16 protein-coding genes are annotated in these 19,764 nt (G+C 71.3%); 9 read left to right on the forward strand and 7 right to left on the reverse strand.

Translation table 11 applies throughout. The annotated features are described in order from the left end of the window. Positions 1-111: 111 nt before the first annotated feature. Together ACIRHA_RS22635 and ACIRHA_RS22640 are read right to left on the reverse strand one after the other, a co-directional pair. Positions 112-1,656 (reverse strand): APC family permease, encoded by a 1,545-nt coding sequence (locus ACIRHA_RS22635; RefSeq protein ID WP_403848525.1) that lies wholly within the window; start codon positions 1,654-1,656, stop codon positions 112-114. A gap of 83 nt (positions 1,657-1,739) precedes the next feature. Beyond that, positions 1,740-2,717, reverse strand: a complete 978-nt coding sequence (locus ACIRHA_RS22640; protein WP_403848528.1) for a hypothetical protein — start codon at positions 2,715-2,717, stop codon at positions 1,740-1,742. Positions 2,718-2,966: 249 nt separating this feature from the next. Between ACIRHA_RS22640 and ACIRHA_RS22645 the strand changes: the two genes are divergently transcribed. From ACIRHA_RS22645 to ACIRHA_RS22660, 4 genes are read left to right on the forward strand one after another with little or no spacing between them, the layout of a single operon-like run. Continuing rightward, positions 2,967-3,857 carry a DMT family transporter gene (locus ACIRHA_RS22645; protein WP_403848531.1) on the forward strand — a complete coding sequence of 297 codons (891 nt, stop codon included), beginning with the start codon at positions 2,967-2,969 and terminating at the stop codon, positions 3,855-3,857. Between the two features lie 23 nt (positions 3,858-3,880). After that, positions 3,881-4,417: an NUDIX hydrolase gene (locus tag ACIRHA_RS22650; protein ID WP_403848534.1), complete on the forward strand. Its 537-nt coding sequence runs from the start codon at positions 3,881-3,883 to the stop codon at positions 4,415-4,417. A gap of 23 nt (positions 4,418-4,440) precedes the next feature. After that, positions 4,441-4,833, forward strand: a complete 393-nt coding sequence (locus ACIRHA_RS22655) for a YidH family protein (RefSeq protein WP_403848537.1) — start codon at positions 4,441-4,443, stop codon at positions 4,831-4,833. Next, positions 4,830-5,156 carry a DUF202 domain-containing protein gene (locus ACIRHA_RS22660; RefSeq protein ID WP_403848540.1) on the forward strand — a complete coding sequence of 109 codons (327 nt, stop codon included), beginning with the start codon at positions 4,830-4,832 and terminating at the stop codon, positions 5,154-5,156. The genes ACIRHA_RS22655 and ACIRHA_RS22660 overlap by 4 nt, the downstream gene beginning before the upstream one ends. Positions 5,157-5,183: 27 nt before the next feature. Here ACIRHA_RS22660 and ACIRHA_RS22665 read toward each other — a convergent pair whose 3' ends face one another. Next, positions 5,184-6,119 carry an NADP-dependent oxidoreductase gene (locus tag ACIRHA_RS22665; protein WP_403848543.1) on the reverse strand — a complete coding sequence of 312 codons (936 nt, stop codon included), beginning with the start codon at positions 6,117-6,119 and terminating at the stop codon, positions 5,184-5,186. Positions 6,120-6,504: 385 nt separating this feature from the next. Here ACIRHA_RS22665 and ACIRHA_RS22670 point away from each other — a divergent pair, with 385 nt between their 5' ends. Continuing rightward, on the forward strand, positions 6,505-7,533 hold the full coding sequence (locus tag ACIRHA_RS22670; RefSeq protein ID WP_403848546.1) for a phosphotransferase family protein: 1,029 nt from the start codon (positions 6,505-6,507) through the stop codon (positions 7,531-7,533). An 81-nt stretch (positions 7,534-7,614) separates the two neighbouring features. Here ACIRHA_RS22670 and ACIRHA_RS22675 read toward each other — a convergent pair whose 3' ends face one another. Together ACIRHA_RS22675 and ACIRHA_RS22680 are read right to left on the reverse strand one after the other, a co-directional pair. Continuing rightward, complete coding sequence (locus ACIRHA_RS22675) at positions 7,615-8,208, reverse strand: TetR/AcrR family transcriptional regulator (RefSeq protein WP_403848549.1); 594 nt, start codon at positions 8,206-8,208, stop codon at positions 7,615-7,617. Positions 8,209-8,234: 26 nt separating this feature from the next. Then, complete coding sequence (locus ACIRHA_RS22680) at positions 8,235-9,923, reverse strand: class I adenylate-forming enzyme family protein (RefSeq protein WP_403848552.1); 1,689 nt, start codon at positions 9,921-9,923, stop codon at positions 8,235-8,237. A 163-nt stretch (positions 9,924-10,086) separates the two neighbouring features. On the opposite strand from ACIRHA_RS22680, the gene ACIRHA_RS22685 reads away from it, so the two are divergent. The 3 genes from ACIRHA_RS22685 to ACIRHA_RS22695 all read left to right on the forward strand — a co-directional run bounded on the left by ACIRHA_RS22685 (position 10,087) and on the right by ACIRHA_RS22695 (position 14,218). Beyond that, a complete protein-coding gene (locus ACIRHA_RS22685; RefSeq protein ID WP_403848555.1) occupies positions 10,087-11,367 on the forward strand; it encodes an exo-beta-N-acetylmuramidase NamZ domain-containing protein in 1,281 nt (426 codons plus the stop codon). Between the two features lie 182 nt (positions 11,368-11,549). After that, complete coding sequence (locus ACIRHA_RS22690; protein WP_403848928.1) at positions 11,550-12,803, forward strand: MFS transporter; 1,254 nt, start codon at positions 11,550-11,552, stop codon at positions 12,801-12,803. Positions 12,804-12,919: 116 nt separating this feature from the next. Then, entirely contained in the window at positions 12,920-14,218 is a 1,299-nt protein-coding gene (locus tag ACIRHA_RS22695) for a serine-threonine protein kinase (protein ID WP_403848559.1), read from the forward strand. Between the two features lie 30 nt (positions 14,219-14,248). Here the strand turns inward: ACIRHA_RS22695 and ACIRHA_RS22700 are convergent, their stop codons facing one another. Continuing rightward, positions 14,249-17,116 (reverse strand): penicillin acylase family protein, encoded by a 2,868-nt coding sequence (locus ACIRHA_RS22700; protein ID WP_403848562.1) that lies wholly within the window; start codon positions 17,114-17,116, stop codon positions 14,249-14,251. 267 nt (positions 17,117-17,383) lie between these two features. On the opposite strand from ACIRHA_RS22700, the gene ACIRHA_RS22705 reads away from it, so the two are divergent. Then, on the forward strand, positions 17,384-17,986 hold the full coding sequence (locus ACIRHA_RS22705) for a hypothetical protein (RefSeq protein ID WP_403848565.1): 603 nt from the start codon (positions 17,384-17,386) through the stop codon (positions 17,984-17,986). Positions 17,987-18,082: 96 nt separating this feature from the next. Here the strand turns inward: ACIRHA_RS22705 and ACIRHA_RS22710 are convergent, their stop codons facing one another. Further along, complete coding sequence (locus ACIRHA_RS22710; protein WP_403848568.1) at positions 18,083-19,744, reverse strand: immunity 49 family protein; 1,662 nt, start codon at positions 19,742-19,744, stop codon at positions 18,083-18,085. Positions 19,745-19,764 lie beyond the last annotated feature (20 nt).

A 19,764-nucleotide genomic window follows, 5' to 3' on the forward strand; every position in this document is an offset into this window, starting at 1 on the left:
CGGTCGCGGGGCGCTGCCCCGGACCCCGCTGGCTCTCGTTCGAACGGCGGGGCTTGATTTGGGGCTCCGCCCCGGACCCCGCGCCTCAAACGCCGGCGAGGCTGGATCGCCTCAATCGCCGGCGGGGCTTGAAAGCTGGTCCAGCTGGAAGGCCTCGTTGCCCAGGCCGATTCGCGCGTGGGTTTGAGGGGCCTTGCGGCGGAGGAACAGCCCGTACGCGCCGCCGGCCACCGCGGCCAGGGCGATGATGCCGGGGAGGATCCAGTTGAGCGGGGAGTCCGGGCCCGAGCCGACCAGGACGTCGAAGTCCTTGACCGTGTAGACGGCGATCACGAGGAGGGCGAGGCCCGCCACGCCGGACGCCACGAGCCGCCAGGCCTGCGCCGCCGCCGCCCCGCGGCGCGCGAAGAACACGATGACGGCGAGGGACGCCGTGGCCATGAGGAGGATGACGCCGAGCGCGCCCACGTTGCCGCCCCAGGTGAACAGGTGCAGGACCGGCGCCGTCGGGTCGCCGAACGGCCCGTCGTCGGCGACCGCGAAGCCGACGACGGCGATCAGCGAGATCACCGACTGCAGCACCGAGCCCTTGCCGGGCGCGCCGGTCGCCGTGTTCGTCCGCCCGAACGCGGCGGGCAGCAGCCCCTCGCGCCCCATCGCGAACGCGTACCGCGCCACCACGTTGTGGAAGCTGAGCAGCGCCGCGAACATGCCGGTGACGAAGAGGACATGGACGATGTCCGTGAAGGCGCCGCCGAGTCGGTCCTCCGTCAGTCCGAAGAGGAGGCCCGCCGACTGCTTCTGTGCGGCGCCGACGATGCCCGAGGGGCCCGTCGCCACCGTCATCGCCCACGAGCTGAACGCGAAGAAGAGGGCGACGCCGCCGACCGCGAGGAACATCACGCGCGGCACCAGGACGTGCGGCCTGCTGGTCTCCTCCGCGTACACCGGTGCCTGCTCGAAGCCGGTGAACGCGGCGATGCAGAAGCAGAGCGCGGTGCCGAGGCCGACGCCCGAGAGGGTCTCCGGGTTGAAGGCGTGCAGGGAGAGGCCCTGGGGGCCGGGGTCGCCGATGGCCGCGATGTCGAAGACGACCACGACGGCGACCTCGATGAGCAGCAGGACGCCCAGCACCTTCGCGTTGACGTCGATCTTCAGCAGGCCGAGTGCGCCGACCGCGAGGACCGCCACCACCGCCGGTATCCACCAGGCCAGTTCGAGGTTCAGGTACTGCTCGGCGAGGCCCGCGACCTCGTAGCCGAACAGGCCGAAGATGCCGACCTGCAGCGAGCTGTAGGCGACGAGCGCGACGAGGGCGGCCGCGGCGCCGGCCGTCGGGCCGAGGCCGCGGGCGATGTACGCGTAGAACGCGCCGGCGTTGTGCACGTGCCGGCTCAACTCCGCGTAGCCGACGCTGAAGAGGGCCAGCACGACGCCGAGGAGGAGGAAGAGGAGCGGCATGCCGACCACCCCCATCACCGCGAACGTCGTGGGCATGACACCCGCGACGACGAGCAGCGGCCCGGTCGCGGCGAGCACGGAGAGCAACAGCCCCGCCGTACCGAGCCGCCCGGCGCGCAGCGCGCTCGTCTCGCCCAGATACGTGTGAATGGCCGGATCCGCCGTGGCCTCGGGCGGTCGCTCGCTCGCGCTCATTGGGGGGCGTCCCTTCCTTCGTGCGGTGAGGTGAGGTGGAGTGAAGTGAGGTGAGGTGAGGTGAGGGCTTCGTCGGTGACTCTCTACACCGAGCCGAGCGCGGCGCCGCGCGCGACCCGGAACGCTTCGTACGGGTCCCGGTCCGGATACGACCAGGGGTGCGGTGTGCTGTGCCGGCCGATCCGGTGGAACAGGGCGGCCGCCTCGGCGGGGCGGCCCTCGCAGTACTTCGCGTGCGCGAGGTAGTTGAGGTCGATGCGGCCGCGCGGGTGCGAGGTGCCGGACCGCTCACGCGCGGCTCCCCACTCCAGCCACCAGTCGAACGCGGCCTTCAGGACGAGCCGGGCGCGCCGCCCCGACCAGTGCCCGGACGTCTTCGGGTCGTCGGAGAGCACACCCACCCGTGCGAGCACCCGGTAGCGCTCGGCGTGCGCGACGACGGGGAGCAGCGCCAACGGCGAGTCCGGCGTGACCTGTTCGCCGGCCCAGGACGCGAAGTCGTACACCTCGTGCAGCGGGTCCTGCCCGACGTCGGCGCGCCGCTCGGCGAGCCGCGCGACCATCAGGTGGTGCGCGTGGTGATGCCCGGGGTGCCGCAGGCGTACCTCGTCGAAGAGCCGCACGACGTCCTCCTCGCTCCCCAACTCCCGCTCCAGGAGCATCAGCCCGAGCAGCGGCGTCGGGTCGTTGGGCACGAGCTCCGCCGCCTGCGCGCACGCCGCGCGCGCCTTCTCCGGGCGGCCGCGGCCCTCGACGGCGCGCAGCGCACTCGCGCAGGCGAGCAGCACGACCGCGTCCGTGGAGTCGGGTTCGGCGAGCAGCCAGTCGCGGGCCCAGACCTTGGCCGTGGGTTCGCCCGCGAGGCCGAGGACGCGGTGGCCGCGCAGGTCCCAGTCGCTGCCGGTGGCGCGGAGCAGGGAGCGGACCTCGGTCCAGCGGCCGCGGGCGAGGGCGGAGCGGGCCGCGACGAGCTCGGTGTCGTCGAGTGCGGGGTCGCCGAAGGGAGGGGTGTGCGCGGGCTTCTTGCGGGAGCGCCCGAGCGGAGGCGGGGGTGGGGGCACCAATGGGGTCTCCCCTGTTCGAGCGCAGCCGAGAACTTGGGGAAGGGGTCCTTACGACTGTTCAGATGTGGGTGAGTGGACGGCAATTCGATGATCAAGCACAGCAAACCGGTATGCAGGTGTCCGCGTCAAGGTCGGCCGGTGACGCACTTCACCAACTGGTCGAAAACGCAGGTGAGTTCGGCGAGGAAGCGGCAGGCGCCGCTCGCTCGCGCGCGAGTGGCCGCGCCGGCCGCTATCGTCGACAGCGTGTCGGTTGTCGTCCTCCTCCTCTCCGTGAGCGCGGCGTTCTGTCTGGGCATCGGTTTCGTCCTCCAGCAGAACGCGGCGGTGCGGGCCCCGCTCAGCGACTTCCTCTCGCCCCGGCTGCTGCTCGACCTGATGCGCGTGCCGCGCTGGCTCGGCGGGATCGGCCTGATGGTGTGCGGGATGGTGCTCGGCGCGCTGGCCCTCGGCCAGGGCGAGGTGACCCTCGTCGAGCCGCTGCTCGCCACGAACCTCCTCTTCGCCCTGCTGCTCTCCCGCCGTCAGACGAGATCGCCGCTCGGCCGGCAGGGCTGGGCGGGACTGCTGCTGCTCGCGGGCGGCGTCACGGCGTTCATCGTCGCCGGGCAGCCGCGGGGCGGCAGCGCGGTCACCGATCCGCTGCGGCACTGGCTGATCATCGGCGTGATGGTCGGCGGGGCGCTGCTCCTCGCGGCCCTCGCCAAGCGCTCCCGGCTGACCGCGGGCCCGGCGCTGCTCGCGGTGGCGGCGGGCCTGCTGTACGGGGTGCAGGACGCGTTGACGCGGGTGAGCGGTCAGCGGTTCTCCGCGGGCGGCTGGCCGGAGCTGTTCACCGGCTGGCAGCCGTACGCGGTGCTGGCGCTGGGGGTCACGGGGCTCGTCCTGGTGCAGAGCGCGTTCGAGACGGCGCCGCTGCGGATGTCGCTGCCCGCGCTGACCGCGGCGCAGCCGCTGGCCGGGATCGCGTGCGGCGTGGGCTTCCTGGGCGACCGGCTGCGGATGGACACGGGGGCCCTCGCGTGGGAGGCGGTGGGCCTTGCCGGGATCGTGGCCGGCGTCGTCCTGCTCGGGCTGCACCCCGCGATGCCGGGCGCCGCCGCGTGCGGACGGGACCGGGTGGAGGCACCCCTCTAGCCGTCCCCCTTAGCCTGCCGTTCATGAACCCCGCCGAAGCGAACCCCCCTGAAGTGAATCCCGCCGAGGAAATTCTCGACATCGTCGACGAGCAGGACCGGGTGGTCGGGCAGGCGCCGCGCGGCGAGGCCTACGCGAAGCACCTGCGGCACCGGTGCGCCTTCATCCTCGCCAGGAACCCGGCGGGCGACATCTTCGTGCACCGCCGCACCCCCACCAAGCTCGTCTTCCCCTCCCACTACGACATGTTCGTCGGCGGGGTGGTCGGCGCCGGTGAGACGTACGACGAGGCGGCGCTGCGCGAGGCCGAGGAGGAGCTGGGAGTGAGCGGACTCCCGCAGCCCACGCCGCTGTTCACGTTCCTGTACGAGGGCGATGCCGGGCAGTCCTGGTGGTCGTACGTCTACGAGGTCACCTTCGCTCTGCCGGTACGCCCGCAGGTCGAGGAGATCGACTGGCACGCCTTCCTGAGCCCCGCCGACCTTGAGCGGCGGATCGGCGAGTGGGACTGGACGCCCGACGGGCTCGCGGCGTACGAGCGGTGGAAAACGCACAGGTAAAACGCACGGGTAATGTGCCGCGAGTGATCGAATTCGTACGCAGTATCCGTCTCTGGTTCGCGCCGGAGCGGATCAGAGAAGAGGGTGACACCCCCGACTACCGCTTCTCGCTCGCCAACGAGCGCACCTTCCTGGCGTGGGTGCGCACCGCGCTCGCACTGATCGGTGGCGGTTTCGCCGTGGACCAGTTCCTGCCGGACCTGCGCTGGGGCTGGCGCGTCGGGCTCGCGCTCGCGCTGCTCGCCGCGGGCGCACTGTGCTCGCTGCGGGCCGTGGGGCACTGGGTGCGCTGCGAGCTGGCGATGCGGCGCGGCGAGGACCTGCCGGTGTCGAAGTTCCCCGCGGTGCTCGGCGTCGTGGTGGCACTCGTCTCGGTGGCCATGGTCGTCATCGTGTTCGTGGGGTGGGAGGGGTGAGCGAGGCGGGCCCGCCCGTGCGCGACCCCGGACTTCAGCCCGCCCGGACGCGGCTCGCGTGGCGGCGTACGACGCTGTCGGGCACGGTCGCCGCGGTGCTCGCGGTGAAGGCGACGCTGAACAGCGGCGTCGGTCCCGGGCGGTTCGCGGCCACGGCGCTGTGCCTGCTGCTGTGGCTGGGCTTCGTGGCGGTCGCCCACCAGCGGATCACCGGACTCGCCCGGAACGAGGCCGCGCCGCCAGTGATGACGCGGCGGCAGGCGACGGCCGCCGCGCTGTGCACGGTGGCGATCACGGTGTGCGCGGCGGTGCTCATCGCTTAGCGGTATTCGCTATGTGAGCGCGCGGGGTCACTCGCCCCAGTCGACCGTGACCACCACTTTCCCGCGCGTGTGGCCCGTCTCGATCAACTCGTGTGCGCGCGCGGCCTCCTCCAGCGGGAGCGTCTCGTCGACGTGCACCGTCACCACGTCGGCCTCGGCGAGCGCCGCGAGGCGGGCGAGGTCGGCGGCGTCGGGGCGGACCCAGCAGTAGCGGCCGCCGAGCGCGACCACGTCGCCGTCGGCGATGGAGGCGAGCCGGCCGCCGGGTGCAAGGAGTTCGGCGGAGACCCGCAGCGTCTCGCCGCCCACCGTGTCGAACGCCCCGTCGACGCCCTCGGGCGCCAGGGCCCGGACCCGTTCGGCGAGCCCGTCCCCGTAGGTGACCGGCTCCCCGCCGAGTTCCCGTACGTAGTCGTGGTTGCGCTCGCTCGCGGTGCCGATGACGCGCGCGCCGAAGTGCCGGGCCAGTTGCACGGCGATCGAGCCGACGCCGCCGGCGGCCGCGTGCACCAGGACCACGTCGCCCTCCCGCACCTCCAGGCCGCGGGTCAGCACCTGGAACGCGGTGAGCCCGGCGAGCGGCAGGCCGGCCGCCTCCTCGAACGTGAGGTTGCGGGGCTTGTGGGCGAGGGTGCGCACCGGCGCGGCCACGTACTCGGCGAAGGTGCCGCGGGACAGGAAGTCCTCGCGTACGTAGCCGATGACCTCGTCGCCCGGTGCGAACTCGGTGACGGCGACGCCGGGCTGCACCACCACGCCGGACACGTCCCAGCCCGGGATCACCGGGAAGACGGGGTCGAGCAGCGCGTCCAGGTGCCCGGCGCGGCAGTGCCGGTCCACGGGGTTCACGGCGGCGGCCCGCACCTTCACCAGGACCGAGTCGGGCCCCACCTTGGGGTCGCGGACCTCGCCGTATTCGAGGACTTCGGGGCCGCCGTAAGAGCGGTAGCTGATCGCCTTCATGGCCGGAGGCTCCCATAACCCCAAATAAGGGGCATTCCGGACTAGCCTGGCAGGGTCAGCCCAGGTCGCCCGTCACCGAAGGTGAGTGCCATGACCACCCTCCACCAGGAACACCCCACCCACGAGCACACACACGGCCCGCCCTGCGGCCACCAGGAGGTGCCGCACGGGGAGCACTGGGACGACCACTGATCCCGCGCGCCACCGGAAGGGCCCGGCACTTCGCGCCGGGCCCTTCCCTCTGCCCGCGTGGCGGGGCACCGTGCACCGTAAGAACGATCACGTTTGTGAGAGTCCCTGGACGCCATACCGACTGGTCGGCATGATGGCAGCCACTGTTGCCCGGATACCGCCCGAACACCGCCCGGATTCTCGGAGGACCGCAATGAGCCATCCCCCTGGCCTCGACCTCGACCAGCTGCGCGCCCATCTCGACCGGGAGCGCCCCGGCCTGGTCACCGGGCCGCTGACCGGGCGGCTCATCGAGGGTGGGCGTTCCAACCTGACGTACGCGGTGAGCGACGGCGCCTCGAAGTGGGTGGTGCGCAGGCCGCCGCTCGGGCACGTGCTCGCGACCGCGCACGACATGAAGCGCGAGCACCGGGTGATCGCGGGGCTGCACCCCACGAACGTGCCGGTGCCGGAGCCGGTGCTGCTGTGCGAGGACGAGGACGTCGTCGGGGCGCCGTTCTACGTCATGGAGTTCGTGGACGGCACCCCGTACCGCACCGAGCAGGAACTCGCGCCGCTCGGGCCCGAGCGCACCCGCGCCGCGGTGCTCGGCCTCGTGGACACGCTGGTCGATCTGCACGCGGTGGACCCGGCCGCGGTCGGGCTCGGCGACTTCGGGCGGCCCGAGGGCTTCCTCGACCGGCAGCTGCGCCGCTGGGGCAAGCAGCTCGACGCGTCCCGTAACCGTGACCTCCCGGGGATCGACGAGTTGCAGGCGGCGCTCGGCCGTGACCTGCCGGCCTCGCCCGCGCCGACGATCGTGCACGGCGACTACCGGCTCGACAACGTGCTCGTACGGCAGGACGCCGATGGGGTCGACCGGATCAAGGCGATCCTCGACTGGGAGATGTCGACGCTCGGCGACCCGCTGACGGACGTGGGCCTGCTGGCGATGTACAGCGCCAAGCTGGACATGTCGGGATCGCCGATCTCCACGACCGCCGAGGCCGCAGGCCACCCCTCCCCCGCCGAGCTGATCCAGCGCTATGCCGAGCGGTCGGGGCGCGATGTGTCGGCGATCGCCTGGTACACCGCGTTCGCCTGGTTCAAGCTGGCCGTGATCCTCGAGGGCATCCACTACCGGTACACGCTCGGCCAGACCGTCGGCGCGGGCTTCGACCGGATCGGCGAGCTGGTGCCGGTCTTCATCGAGCACGGGCTCGGCACGCTCAAGCAGGGCTGAGCCACATCAAGCCCGCCTTTCGTACGAGAGCCGGCGGGGTCCGGGGCAGAGCCCCGTGGCGTGGGACCGGGTCCGCCGAAGTTACGGCCGCAGCGCCCGCAGCAGCAGGTCGGCCAGCTGGTCGGCCAGTTGCTGCGGGGTCAGCGAACCGTCGGGGCGGTACCACGTGGACAGGTGGTGGATCGAGCCGAAGTGGTAGTCGACCACCAGGTCGGCCGGCGTCTCGGTGGTGAAGACGCCGGACTTCTGGCCCTCCTCGATCAGCGCGCGGAACCGCTCGTGGTAGCGCCGCCGCTCGGCCCGTACCTGCTTGTTCTTCTCCGGGCTCAGATGGTGCATCGAGCGGAAGAAGATCGACGCGTCGTCGAGGTTGTCGATGGTGGTCACCACCACGTCGGCAGCCGCTCCGCGCAGCCGCTTCTCGACCGGCTCGTCCCGGTCGGCGAAGGCGTCGAGCCGCTCCTGCTGGAGGCGCAGCACGCGCGCGTACACCTCGTGCAGCAGATCGTCCTTCGAGCCGAAGTAGTGGTAGAGGGCGCCCTTCGTGACGCCCGCCGCCTCCACGATCTCCTGCACCGACGTGCGGTCGTAGCCGCGGTCGGCGAACAGCCGGGTGGCGGCCGCGAGGAGCCTTTGCGGGACGGGCGTGCCGTCGCCGTCGGTCGTCCTGGGCACTGCCGCCACCTGCCTTTCCGTAGTTCTCAGCCTTGTACTGACGGGGAACGCAGTTCCCGCCGGAGGATCTTCCCACTTGCGGTCTTCGGAAGGTCGCCGAGGACTTCCACCTCGCGCGGGTATTTGTAGGCGGCGAGGCGTTCCTTGCAGTACGCGGACAGGTCCTCGGGGCTCGCCTCCGCTCCCGGGCGCAGGCTCACGTACGCCTTCACGCTCTCGCCCCGGTACGCGTCCGGGATGCCGACGACGGCCGCCTCGCGCACGGCGGGGTGGCCGTAGAGGACGTCCTCGACCTCGCGGGGCCACACCTTGAACCCGGAGGCGTTGATCATGTCCTTCTTGCGGTCGACGACGTACAGCCAGCCGTCCTCGTCCATGAAGCCGATGTCGCCGGTGCGCAACTCGCCGTCGGGGAAGCCCTCTTGGGTCGCTTCCGGGCGGCGCCAGTACCCGGGCACGACCTGCGGGCCGCGCACCGCGATCTCGCCGTGCTCCCCGAAGGGCACGTCGTGGCCGAGGTCGTCGACGATGCGGACCACCGAGTCGGGCCCCGGCACGCCCACCGCGAGGGTTCCCGATGCGGGGTCGACCGGCGCCTCGACGCCCGGCGGCACGGACGCGCAGGGCGCCGTGCACTCGGTGAGCCCGTAGCCGTTGTGGATGTACGGGCCGAAGTCGGCGCGGAACTTCTCCACCAGGGCGGGCGGCACGGGCGCGCCGCCCGAGGAGATCGAGTGGAACGACGCGAAGTGCTCGCGCGTCGCCTGCGGCTGCGCGCCGAGTGCCATGAAGGCGGTCGAGGGGCCGACCGTGTAGGCGGGCCGGTGCTCGGCGAACGCGTCGAGGACGACGCCCGGCTCGAAGCGGTAGGCGAGCGCGAGGGTGCCCGCGCCCGCGAAGGAGGCGACGAGCTCGCAGACCATGCCGGTGATGTGGAAGAGCGGCGCGAGCGCGAAGTAGACGGCCCCTTCCGGGAGTCCGAGGCCCGTGCGCTGGCGCTCCGCGTTGAAGGTGATGTTGCGGTGCAGGTTGGTGGCGCCCTTGGGGGCGCCGCTGGTGCCCGACGTGTAGCTGATCAGCGCGATGTCTTCGCCGGTGAGTTCGCGCCCGTCCGGCGCCTTGTGCCCCGCGTGCGCGACCGCGACGAGATCGTCGGCGTCCGACGCCGCCGGTTCGACCCGCTCGAAGTTCAGCACCCGCTCGTCGCCCCGCGTCTGGAGGTCCAGCTCGCAGGCGGTCAGCGCGATGCGTACGGGAGAGTCGGCGGCCGTCTCGCGCAGATACGACTCCCAGGCCCGGTCCGAGCAGACGATTCCGGTCACCTCGGCGTCGTGCAGGACGTGCCGCACCTCCCCCGCCTTGTACATCGGGTTCACCGGGACCACGACCGCGCCCGCCTTGAACGCGCCGAGCAGCGCGAGCACGAAGTGCGGCGAGTTCTGCAGCATGATCGCGACACGCTCGCCGCGCTCCAGGCCGCGGGCGGCGAGGTGACCGGCCACGGAGTCGGAGAGCGCGTCCACGTCGGCGTACGAGAGGCGGCCGTCGAAGTAGGCGAGGGCCGGGCGGTCCGGGGCGCGGCGCACCGCGTCGGCGAAGGCGTGCACGACGGTGGCGGCCGGGGTGACCGGGGCCTTCTGCGCGTCGTTGAGGACGCCGAGCCAGGGCCTGGCCTCGTAGATCGAAGCGGTCTGTCCCTGCGAATCGTGCACCATCGGTCTCCTTCGAATGCTCCCCGAAAGCTCCGGCCTGCCGGGCAGACTAACCAGTCGGTATGTCGCTGCGAAAGAGCTTCGTGGTGTCGGTTCGTTCCGCGGGGCGGATTCCCGGACTAGCGTGCGTGACCACGCCAGTCCCCAAGATCACGGAGGTTCTTCCATGAACGTGTCGAGACGAGGGCTGCTCGCGGCGGGTGCGGGCGTCGCGGGTGGCCTGGGTGTCAGCGGCGCGACGGCGAGCGCCGCCCCCGGCATCGACGGTCCGGGCGCGGTCGGTCCCGGCATCGGCGGCCCCCGCCTTCGCACCGGCTTCGAACGCCTGGTGGAGAGCGGCTACGCGCTGCTCGCGGGCCAGAAGGTCGGCATGGTCACCAACCCGACCGGTGTCACCCGCGACGTCCGGCACATCGTCGACGTGATGCACGCCGACGAACAGGTCGACCTGCGGGCCGTGTTCGGGCCCGAGCACGGCTTCCGCGGCACGGCACAGGCGGGCGGCTCCGAGGGGAAGACCGAGGACCCGGCGACCAAACTGCCGGTCTACGACACGTACTTGAAGAGCGGCCAGGCGCTCGCCGACATCTTCACGGAGTCCGGCGTCGACACCATCGTCTTCGACATCCAGGACGTGGGCGCGCGCTTCTACACGTACATCTGGACGCTCTACGACTGCATGGAGGCCGCCCAGCTCGCGGAGAAGAAGTTCGTGGTGCTCGACCGCCCGAACCCGGTCACCGGACGGAACGCCTACGGGCCCATCCTGGACCGGAAGTTCGCGAGCTTCGTCGGCCGCCGCGAGATCGCGCAAGCGCACGGCATGACGGTCACCGAGCTGGCCCGGCTGTTCAACGCCGAGTACCTGGAGCACCCCGTCGAGCTGGAGACGGTGCTGATGAGCGGCTGGAAGCGGCGCGACTTCTACGACGCCTCCGGCCTGCCCTGGGTGCCGCCGAGCCCGAACATGCCGACGCCCGACACGGCCCTCGTCTACTCCGGCACCTGCATGTTCGAGGGCACGCTGCTCTCCGAGGGACGCGGCACCACCCGCCCCTTCGAACTCCTCGGCGCCGAGGGCATCGACGCGAAGTGGGCGGCCGCGGCCAATGAACTCGCCCTGCCCGGCGTGCACTTCAGGGAGGCGTACTTCGCGCCGACGTTCTCCAAGTTCCAGGGCAAGACGATCGGCGGCGTCCAGATCCACGTCGACGACCGCGAGGCGTTCGAACCCGTGCGCACCGGCATCGGCCTCTTGGTGACGGCCAAGAAGTCCTGGAAGGACTTCGGCTGGCGGCCCGACAACGCGATCGACCGGCTCACCGGGTCCACGCGCGTGCGCACGATGGTCGACGCGGGCGCGTCCACGGACGAGATCGTCGGGGCCTGGCAGGAGGAGCTGACCGCGTTCCGGGCCGTACGGCGCAGGTACCTCACGTACAAGTGAGCGCCTACGAAGGGCGCTGAGGGCGTCTCGGGATCCGGGACGCCCGTCCCGGAACATTGACTGGACAGTACACGGACAACCAGAGTTCGCTCGTGCTCAAAGACGACTCAACCAGGGACGACCTCGCCGAGGCGGAACCGGCGCAGGCCTCCGAACCCGACGCACCCGAAAGCTCGGAGAGCCTGCGCCGCGTGGCTGTGGCGAGCTTCATCGGCACGGCCATCGAGTTCTACGACTTCTACGTCTACGGAACGGCCGCCGCGCTCGTCCTCAACGCCGCGTTCTTCCCGAACCTCACCCCGATCAACGCCACCCTCGCCTCGTTCTCGACGTACGCCGTCGCGTTCGCGGCCCGCCCGATCGGCTCGCTGATCTTCGGTCACTTCGGCGACCGGATCGGCCGCAAGTCGGTGCTGGTGGCCTCGCTGCTCCTGATGGGCCTGTCGACGGCCTTCGTCGGCCTGCTGCCCGGGTACAGCACGCTCGGCCTGTGGGCGCCGATCCTTCTCGTGCTGCTCCGCTTCCTTCAGGGCGTGGGCCTCGGCGGCGAGTGGGGCGGGGCCGCGCTGCTCGCCGTGGAGCACGCGCCGAAGGGCAAACGCGGACTCTTCGCGGCGTTCCCGCAACTCGGCCCGTCCGTGGGCTTCTTCGCCGCCACCGGCATCTTCTGGCTGCTCTCCGAGTCCCTCTCGGACGAGGCCTTCAAGTCGTGGGGCTGGCGCATCCCGTTCCTGCTGTCGTTCCTCCTCGTGGCGGTCGGCCTGTTCGTCCGCCTGAAGATCAGCGAGACGCCCGTCTTCGCCAAGGTGATGGCGGAGCAGGAGGCCAGCAAGGCGCCGGCGTTCGAGGTCTTCAAGCGCCACCCGAAGGAGATCGTGCTCGGCGCCGGCGGCATGATCATCGCGTACGGGCTCTTCTACACGGCCACGACGTACTGCCTCGCCTACGGCACCACGACGCTCGGTGTCCCGCGCTCCACGATGCTCGCCGTGTCGCTCGTGGCCTGCCTGTTCCTCGCGGCCGGCACCTGGCTCGCGGCGACGCGCTCCGACGCGGGCGGCCGCCGCAAGATGGTGCTCATCGGGTCGAGCCTCGCCATTGTCTGGGGCCTGGCCCTGTTCCCGCTGATGGACACCGAGAAGCCGGTGCTCATCGCCCTCGCGCTCGGCGGCGCCCTGTTCTGCATGGGCGTGGTGTACGGGCCGATGGGCGCGTATCTGCCGGAGCTGTTCGGGGCGAAGGTGCGCTACTCCGGCGCCTCCTTCGCGTACAACCTGGGCGGTGTCCTCGGCGGCGCCGTCTCCCCGCTCATCGCGACGCGGCTGCAGAGCGCGCTCGGCTCTTCGTCGGTGGGCTGGTACGTCAGCGCCATGGCGGTCGTGTCACTGCTGTGCGTGCTGGCCCTTCCGGAGACGAAGGAGCGTCAACTCGGTTGATGCGTATGCGATTTGATGCCGTTTGACGGCTGAAACATCTGGCCAACCCCCGGGTACGGCGGGACGATGCGCGGCACAGCACGAAGGCTGCGCGACGCCTACCACGGGGGTTTGCCATGTCCGCACCCAAGCCACGCCAAGCACCTGAAGTCCACGTACGGCCCTACTGGGAGCTGAGGTTCGACGCCGACGGCGATCCGGACCCGCGGCAACTCGCCACGCTCCTGCGCGATGCGCACCAGGTGCGCGATCTGGTGGTCTTCGCACACGGCTGGAACAACGACCGCTCCATCGCGACCCGTCTGTACGACCGCTTCTTCGCTCCGTTCCCCGGCCTGGCGCCCGAAGCCTCCCTCGGCTACGTGGGTGTGTACTGGCCTTCGATGCGCTTCACGGACGAGCACATCCCGGACTTCGACCGGTCGGCCGCCTCGACCGCGGCCGCCGCCGTCCCGCGCACCACGCTCGACAAGGGCACCCGGCAGGGGCTCATGGAGGCCTTCCCGCGCAGTGAGCCCGTCGTGGACCTTCTGGCGCGGCGCCTGGAGGAGCAGCCGGACGCGTCCGCCGCCTTCGACGAGTTCGGCGGCCTCGTACGGCAGTTGGTCGGGGTCGGGCCTTCGGCGTCCGGCGCCGACACCTCGGAGGACGGCGGTCCGCACGCCACGCCCGCGATGCTCCACGAGGACACCAGGGCCATGTGCCTGGAGTTCGCGGCGGCCCTGGAGACGGCGGCGGGGCCGGCTGCCGCGGCGGCCTTCAAGCTGCCCGGCGGGCTCGCGAAGGCATGGAAGGGCGCGCACGAACTGCTCCGCCAGGCCACGTACTTCGCGATGAAGCGGCGGGCGGGGAAGGTCGGCCAGGCCGGGCTCGGACCGGCGCTCGGCCGCCTCGCCGAGGAGGCTCCCGGGGTGCGGGTGCACCTGGTGGGGCACAGCTTCGGTGCGCGCCTCGTCTCCTTCGCGCTCGCCGGGCTGCCGAAGCCCGCCCACAACGTGAAGTCCGTGACGCTCCTTCAGGGCGCCTTCTCGCACTACGTTTTCGCCGGCAGGGGTGCGCTGAAGGGGCGGCAGGCGCGGGTGGACGGCCCCCTGGTGGCGTGCTTCTCGCGGTACGACACCGCGCTGAGCGTGATGTACCCGCTGGCGTCGCGGCTCGCGGGCGACGACAGGACGCTGGTCGACCTCGGCGAGCGGTGGGGCGCGCTCGGGCACGACGGCTTCCAGGAGGTCGAGGGCGCGGTCCGCTTCACGCTGGCGGACGTGCTGCGGGCCGGGGTGCCGGGCGCGGGCTGTGTGAGCGTGGACGCGGCGCAGGTGGTGCGCGAGGGGCCCCCGCCTTCGGGGGCCCACAGCGACATCTGCCACGCGGAGCTGGCGCGGGTGGTGCTCGGGGCGGGGCGGGTCACTACGTAGGTCTCCCTGGGGCCCGCCCCGCGCGGGCTGCTAGCGGTGTGCCGGGAATTCCACGACCTGCTGGTACGTGGGCCGGTTCTGCCACTGGATGTTGCGGTGCGTGATGCCGCCGACGGCGCGGTGGCCGATGCTGTCGGCGCACCACTGCTCACCCGCCTTGCAGGTGTCGTCGCCGGGGTAGTCCTCGGTGGCGGGCTTGGCGGCGGCCTCGGCCAGTGTGGCGAGGAGGACGTCCCGGCAGGCGGAGAGGTCGCCGGAGCCGCAGTACGTGGCGCCGAGCTTCCCCTTCACCGGCTCGCCGAGCACGGAGCGCAGGTCCTTGTCGGCGTAGCCCCACCAGCCGTACTGGAAGGCCGATCCGGCGTGCGAGCCGGTCGGCCCGTGTCCGGCGGACGGCGCCTCGTCGACGGCCAGTTGCGAGGTCAGGGACTTGTAGAGGTCGTCGCCGAGCCCTGGCTTGAACTCGGCCTCGACCATCAGCGGCCACCAGGCGTCCATGATCCGTACGGCGTCGGGGTGGGCGTACGTCTTGGACCCGGCGGACGTCTGGTTGCGCTGGGCACCCGCCTTCTCCCAGGCCTCCAACTGCTGGACGGCCTTGGTCAGTTGCGGATTGTCGAGGTCGCCGATCGGCTTGCTGCGGATCACCTTGAGCATCTCGGGGAGCACCTGCTCGCCACGCAGATCCGTGACGGCGGCCTCCTCCATGGCCCGGGTGAGCGAGGCCCGGGTGACGCCGCCCCGCTCGGTGAGCTTCTTGACCCGGTCGTTCAGCAGATCGGCCCGGTGGACCGCACCCATGCTGAAGTTGGGTGACGAGAAGCCCTTGGCCTGCTTGTTGTTCCAGGAGACGTAGTAGTCCTGGTCGACCGAGTTCGGGTGCTGGGACGGGGGCGTCTCGGCGGACGTGTTGTTCGCCGGGTCGAAGTCCTTCCACTCATAGGCCCGTTCGCCCCGCACCGGCAGCGACATGTCGACGTCCTTGGCGCGCACCGGGTTGGTGCCGCTGTTGTAGTACGCGATGTCGCGCGAGTCGGCGTAGAACCAGTTGAACGCGTAGTTGATGTGCTGCGCCGCCTTCTGGAACGACGCGGCGTCCTTGACGTAGGTCGGGTCGTTCAGCATCTGGAAGCCGAGGATCGAGTCGGCCTCGTGGCGGTACGTGGAGCGAAGTGCCGTGTAGGCGACGGGTTTTCCGTCGACGGTGGCGCGGTGGCTGACGATCCCGTACTTCGTACGGAGGACCTGCATCCGGTAGGAGCCGGCGGCCGTGGAGTCGGCGATCGTCGGCTTCCAGGCGTTCTTCTTCTCCATCTTCTCCATGGGTGTGCAGCTGCCCCGGTACATGTACGAGGTCGACTGCCGGGTGGGCGCGGAGCCGTCGGCCTCGCACAGCGGGACCGCGTACGCGTCGGTGATGTCCTGGGTCGCCGAGGTCGCGGACCACGCGTAGTCCTGGCCGCGGCCGAGCTGGACGTACATGCCGACGCCGGCGAAGGAGACGCCGCGCGCGCTGATGCCGGGCCCCTGGAGCTCCTGCATCATCAGCAGCTGCGGCGCGAAGTAGCCGGTCTGCGGGCCGAACACGGCGACCGGGTTGCCGGAGGCGGAGTGCTTGCCGGAGACGAGAAGGGCGTTCGACATGCCCTTCTTGGACGCCGACCGCGTGAACAGGTCGGAGGGCAGGACGCCGTCGTCGTACATACCCTGGAGCGGTTTGAGCTTGGAGGGCGCCTTGACCGGGTCCTTCTTCGCCGCTGATGTCCCGGTCTTCGCCGTCGTCGACCCTGTCGCCGCCGAGCCCTCCTTGTCGTACACGAGGGGCTCCTTCTCCACCGAGCCCTTGTCGGGGAGCGCCTGCCCGCGCGCGTGCTCCGGCTTCTCGCCGTACGGGAAGCGGGTGCCGTCGTGGATCGTGGTGACGGTTTCCGGGTCCTCGCGGCCTCGGAAGGACTCCCAGACCTCGGTGCCCTTCCGGACGCCGTACTTGTCCTGCGCCTTGAGCAGCGAGAGCGCCGCGTCGACCTCTCCGCCGCCGCCGTTGCCGAAGAGTCCGCCGACGACGGAGGCGAGCGCGATCATGTCGGTCACCTTGAACGGCTGGATCTCGCCCACGTTCGTGATCGCGTCGACCTTGCCCGTGAGCACGTACTCGCCGGGGAAGTAGCGGCCCTTCTTCGACTTTTCCCGATAGGCGTTGAGGCCGTCGATATAGGCCTGGGCGTCGTCCATGGCCTGCTTGCCGCGGTCTCCGCCGGTCTTCTTGATGGAGTCGACCTGCTGTTCGAGATCTTTTTCGGTGTAGGGGGCCTGCGGCCAGAACTCCTGCTCGAGACCCTGGTTCGCGAGGGCGCCGCCCGCGAACGACGTCAATTCGCCGCGGCCGATGTGACGGAACAGGTCGATCAGCCAGAGGCGGTCCTGACCTGCGGCGAAGCCGGCCCCGAATTCTGTTCCGTAGCGCGAGGAACCTTTGATGTGGGGTACGCCGTTCTTCTTGTCACGGGTGATCGTGACGTCCTCGCGGGGGCGGGTGACGGAACTGACCTGGTCGTCCTTGACGCCGAAGGAGGAATCGTTGAAGAAGTTCGTGAGCGTGTCGTCGGTGAGAGACGGATACCCGGACGACAGCGCGTCATACGGACCGAGTTGATCGTCGGCGTGCGGAGGCTGGGTACCCAGCAATTTGTTGCCGAGGATCTGGGCGAGTGTGGCGCTGCCGTTCGCTCCGGGCGGCAGGATGTCGGCGCACTGGCCCTGGCAGTAGTCGGCGGCCGGCTCCTGTGCGGGTTCGTCGGCGGCGTTCGCGGTCGACACTGGAGAGAGGAGTCCGGCGGTGAGCACAAGTGCCGCCAGGGCCGTAACTCTCTTCGTAAGGCTTCCCATAAGGCTTCCCATGGCGCCGCAGGTTACCGACGGTTAGCCAAAGACAGAAGATGAACATGCGTCACGTTTTCGGAAACAACACAGGGAACACTCAGGCAGCACTCAAGTACTCCCCAACCTCAGAAGGTGCCGCTGATGGGCCCCATCCGAAATCGGATGGGATCCACTGCCCTTCGAGGGGATCCGAATCGCGTGTCGATACGTCTACTCGGCGACGCTGCTTGTTGGCGATTCATGTCTGCAGCAACGCCGACGTACGTGTGACGGAGGTGCAGGGCGATGGCCGGATTCCGAAGTCTGGCGAGACAGGTGCGCGATCCGCTGAGCGATCTGGCACTGCGGCGCTATTCACTGCGCAAGTGCCTTGAGAGATTTGCCCCTTACGGGCACCGAGCGACCTGGGACCACCTCTGTTCCCGGGCGGGGTTCGACCCCGAGGACCGCTCCCCCGACCCGGCCCGGCTGGTCGCGGCGCTGGAGGAGCTGGAGGAGGCGCGGGCCGTCTGGCTCGCGTACGAAGTCGCCTTCGCGGAGCGCAGGCGCAAGGAGAAGCACGACGGGCTGCGAAGCCCGGGCAGCGTGGACGACTGGCACCGGCTGACCTGGGGCGGCTTCGGCGTCGCCTGGTGCGACGACCCGTCCGTGCATCCCACGGAGCCGCTGGCCGAAGTGCTGCGCAGGCTCATCACGGCACTTGAGCGCGACCCCGGCGCGCGCTGCCCGGTGTGCACGGGCAGCCGCCTTGTCTGGCAGCACGATCTGGCGCACGAACCCTCGTCGGGCCCCGTGTGCACCCGCTGCGGCATCGTCGTACCGCGGCCCGTCCTCACACCCATGGCGCTGGCGGAGGCCAGGCTGGCGCGGCTGCTTGTCTCCGCGTAGGCCGGCCCGCCACCACCAGGTGACGTACAGCGCGACGGGGGTGCGGCCCCGACACCGGCGCACCCCCTGATCCATGCCTGCCACCCACGACAGGGCCTAGCCCGGCGCGACCTCCAGGCGCTGTCGGTTGAGCAAGTACCGCGGCAGGTACGGCAGATCGGTGCGGACCGGGAAGTCCATGTCGTACGCGAGGCACGCGAGCGCGAGCGGGCCGAGTGCCACGCGGGCGCGCGGCGCCCCCGACTCGCCCCAGTAACCGGCGTGCTGCACAAGGGCTTCCGCGAGCGCCTCGCCGAAGGCCTCGTGGTCGTGCGTGAGCAGCCGGTGGAACAGCGCGACGGGCTGGTAGTCGACGAGGTTGAGGAAGTCCTTCGGCGCGAGGGTCGCGACGTCGGGGTGCGAGGCCGTGATGGTGGTGACGAGCCGGTCCACGACGTCGTCGACGGGACGGCGCAGCCAGTGGCTCTGCAGAACGTCGATCCAGTGCGGCACATAGTCGTCCACCGGGGCGCCGCCGCGCAGTGTGTCGAGCGGCACCCGGCACAGGCGTGTGGTGCGCTCGCGGTCGCGGGTGACGAGGGTGAGGTAGAAGGCGTCGAGCCAGGCGCGGGCGGCGTCGTCCTCCGGCGCGAACTCCCCGTCGTCCGCCGGGGGTTCACCGTCCTTGCCGTGCGCGAACAGGGCGGTGCCGCGCTGCTGCGCCGCGACCCAGGCGTCCCACGTCTCGACGCGCGCGGCGTCGGGGTCGCTCTCCGCGTGCGCGAGGGCGCCGGCGAGTGCGTCGGCGAAGGAGTCGGTGGGGGCGGCCGCGAAGGAGTCGGTCGGGGCCTCGCCCGGCCGGCCGGAGTCGAGCCGGCCCGCCCGGTCGAGCGCGCGCAGCGCCTTCATCACGTCGACGAGTTCGCGCGGCGGCCGCTGTTCGATGGTGCGGGCCGCGTCGTCGATGTCGGTGAGCGAGGTGAGGCGCCCGTCGTGCCACCAGTAGACGCGGGGCGAGAGGGGTCCCGGCCCTTCGTCGTGGGCGCGGACCGCGTACGTGGCAAGGTCGCCCAGGGCGTCGGCCGCGCGGCCGTCGACGATCGGGTGGAAGGCGAGCAGGTGCCGGGTGGGCACGGCGACGAGGGCGCCCGCGTCGGGCATCCGCCGCCCGGTGACCTCCGCGACGACCTCCGGCAGCACGACGGCCCTGGTCGCCACGGAGTGCGCGTCGCCGTACACGGAGTAGAGGACGGGGTGCCCGTCGAGCCTGACCTCCTCGTGCCGCATCGGCGCCCGGATCAGGGCTCGCCGCGCGGCGGCCCACAGCTCGTCGGCGCCGGCCCGCGCCACGTCCTCGTCGGTCAACAGGCGTACGGAGTCGGGCCCGTCGAGCGCGAGCGCGAGGCGCAGCCCTTCGGCGACCTCGCGCGCGTGCACGGGCGCCGCCGGGCCGACGGCGTCCGCCGGTACGAGCCGCAGACATGTCCCCGCGAGCAGTTCCTCGGCGCTCTCGCCGCCCGGCGAGGCGTCCGCCAGCGCCGCGAAGTGCGCGTCGACGAGCGCGGGCCAGTCGCCCTCGGGGGCCGCCGCGCACCGCCGCGCCAGGTTCGCCAGCGGGAAGAGGCGACCGGCACGCTCGACCGCGTCGCCGACCAGGACGAAGTCCCGCTCGGCCCCGTATCGCGCCCGCGCACACTCGGCCACGAGCGCCCTGAGCCGCTCGGCCTGCGGCGTCGCGAGCATGGGCAGGTGCGAATCCGGAGCCTCGTTCTCAGTCACGGTGGCGACTCTACGAGGCG

The sequence above is a fragment of the Streptomyces sp. NPDC102360 genome, from assembly GCF_044766085.1.
Classification (GTDB): Bacteria; Actinomycetota; Actinomycetes; order Streptomycetales; family Streptomycetaceae; genus Streptomyces.